2 protein-coding genes and 1 pseudogene are annotated in these 1,995 nt (G+C 70.4%); 2 read left to right on the top strand and 1 reads right to left on the bottom strand.

Annotated features, from left to right (window positions below; translation table 11 throughout):
* Together FFS27_RS32260 and FFS27_RS32255 are read left to right on the top strand one after the other, a co-directional pair.
* Positions 1 to 630: pseudogene (locus FFS27_RS32260) on the top strand (biotin-dependent carboxyltransferase family protein); the annotation flags it as partial.
* A gap of 67 nt (positions 631 to 697) precedes the next feature.
* Positions 698 to 1,174 carry a DUF4142 domain-containing protein gene (locus tag FFS27_RS32255; RefSeq protein WP_015502986.1) on the top strand — a complete coding sequence of 159 codons (477 nt, stop codon included), beginning with the start codon at positions 698 to 700 and terminating at the stop codon, positions 1,172 to 1,174.
* Between the two features lie 18 nt (positions 1,175 to 1,192).
* Here FFS27_RS32255 and FFS27_RS32250 read toward each other — a convergent pair.
* Positions 1,193 to 1,995, bottom strand: an 803-nt coding sequence (locus FFS27_RS32250) for a thiamine pyrophosphate-dependent enzyme (RefSeq protein WP_256659875.1), incomplete at its 5' end; no start/stop codon positions are given.

Raw genomic sequence — 1,995 nt, 5'->3', positions numbered from 1 at the left:
CTCGTGGGCTCGGAGATGTTGATAAGAGACAGCGCCCGCGCCTACCTGGCGGCGCCCGGCGGCTTCGCCGGCGAGCGCCAGTTGGGCAGCCTGGCCACGGTGGCCCGCGAAGGCCTGGGCGGCCCCCGCGCCGACGGCAAGGCCCTGGCCGCAGGCGACAGCCTCGGCTGGCTGGCCGATGGCGCACGGCCACGCACGCTGCCGATGCCCAGCGAACGGATCATGGACTGCACCGGCGAAGCGCGCCTGGAGCTGATCCTCGGCGCGCAGATCGGCGACTTCCCGGCGATGAGCCTGTTCGATGCGTTCAACGGCGACTGGCAGGTGGATACCCGCGCCGACCGCATGGGCGTACGTCTGCTCGGCCCGCGCCTGGAATGCCGGCAGCAATCGATGATCTCCGAAGGCATCGCCCTGGGCGCGGTGCAGGTGCCGCCGGACGGCCAGCCGATCGTCCTGCTCAACGACCGCCAGACCATCGGCGGCTATCCCCGTCTCGGCGCCCTCGCCCCGCTGGCGCTGGCGCGCCTGGCGCAATGCCTGCCAGGCCAGCGGGTACGGCTGCTGCCGACGGTGCAGGAGGCGGCGCACCGCGAGCATCGACGCCTGCTGGCGGCCTGGGACGCATAGGCGGTTTTTTTGAACGGCGCGGTATGGCGAGCGTCCACCGCACACTCGTCCCGTCCGGAGGTCCGCCATGCCCAGTCGCCTGTCACTGATCGCCGCCCTGCTGTTGCCCCTGGTCGTCCAGGCCGAACCCGCTGATACCCGCGCCCTGCTCGCCGACAGCCTGGCCGACAGCCAGGCCCAGGTGGAGGCAGCCGAGCAAGCCATGCGCCGTTCCGAAAACAAGGCGGTGCAGCTCTATGCCAAGCGCGTACTCACCGAACAGCAGGAGTTCGACCATCAGTTGCGCGCCCTGGCCGGGGAAAAGGCCTTGGCGCTGCCCTCGCCGCGCCAGACCGAACGGCAGGCCGCCGCTCCCGGCGGCTTCGACGAGCGCGGTTTCCTCGACGCGCAGATTCGCCAGCAGGACCGTCTGGTCGCACGCTTCGAGGGAATCGCCCGAAACTCCGCCGATCCCGACCTGCGCCGCTTCGCCGACGAATGGCTGGCGCGCTTCTACCACCACCGCGAACTGGCCGACCAGTTGCGTAGCGGCCGCGCCGACTGAGCGCCGCGACCGCCTTGCTCAGCGCCGCGCGAGGACCTGCCGGGCGCTCTGGCGAATCACCCCCCAGCGCTTGGGATCGTCCTGCAGCATGGCGCCAAGCAGGTGCTTGGCCTGCTCGAAACTGATGTGCGGCGGCAGCGGCGGCACGTTCGGGTCGGTGACCACCTCCAGCAGCACCGGGCGGTCGGCGGCGAAGGCCTCGGCCCAGGCGGCGTCGATATCCTCCGGGCGATCCACGCGGATGCCCTTGAAGCCGAGCATGTCCGCATAACGCGCGTAGGGGAAATCGATCACTTCCTGCGCCGGGCTGAACTCCGGGTCGCCGGCCAGGGCACGCTGCTCCCAGGTCACCTGGTTGAGATCGCCGTTGTTCAGCACCAGCACGATGAAGGTCGGCGAGTCCCAGCGCTGCCAGTACTGCTGCACGGTGACCAGTTCGGCGTTGCCGTTCATCTGCATGGCGCCGTCGCCGACCATCGCCACCACCGGCCGCTGCGGATAGGCGAGCTTGGCGGCGATGGCGTAGGGCACGCCGCTGCCCATGGTCGCCAGCTTGCCCGACAGCGAGCCGAGCATGCCCGGGCGCATGCGGATGTCGCGGGCGTACCAGTTGGTATGCGAGCCGCTGTCGCCGCAGAGAATCGCATCGTCCGGCAGTTGCTCCGACAAGGAACGGAATACCCGCTGCGGGTTGATCGGGTCGGCGGGCTCTTCGGCCTGGCGCCGGGCTTCCTCGAGACTGGCCGTCGCCGCCCGCTCGAACCGGCGGCGCCAGGAGCCGTGCTTTTTCTGCTCGAGCAGCGGCAGCAGGCTCTCCAGGG

Source organism: Pseudomonas sp. 2VD (assembly GCF_005503585.1).
Lineage (GTDB): Bacteria > Pseudomonadota > Gammaproteobacteria > Pseudomonadales > Pseudomonadaceae > Pseudomonas > Pseudomonas aeruginosa.
This window is presented reverse-complemented; position numbering and strand designations above follow the sequence as displayed.